Raw genomic sequence first — 268 nt, 5'->3', positions numbered from 1 at the left:
GTATTGAGGAAAAGGACAGCTTTATCGTAGTAGGGATCGGAACCGAGCTCCAAAGCGATTATACGGATTATGCCGGTATTAACAAGGAAAAGGCAGATTTCTGGGAGGAAGTACAGCAGGACGGAAGGCTGGACGCATTAAAGGCGGCAGCCGCGAATGAATACTTGTTTGCCGTGAACGAAGCGGTGAATAACAAGATGATGTATTATGCTGGCGTCATGACCGATGAAGCTCTACCCGAAGCAACCCGGGTCATTCAATTTCCTAA

Annotated in this window: 1 protein-coding gene; it reads left to right on the top strand. The window is 47.8% G+C overall.

The window, feature by feature from the left end:
• On the top strand, positions 1 to 268 hold a 268-nt coding region (locus ACSNOG_RS33400; RefSeq protein WP_436756420.1), incomplete at both ends, for an effector binding domain-containing protein.

It is taken from the genome of Streptomyces sp. URMC 124, from assembly GCF_051386455.1.
GTDB lineage: Bacteria > Actinomycetota > Actinomycetes > Streptomycetales > Streptomycetaceae > Streptomyces.
The sequence above is the reverse complement of the archived record's forward strand: the minus strand, read 5'-3'. Positions and strand labels throughout refer to the sequence as shown.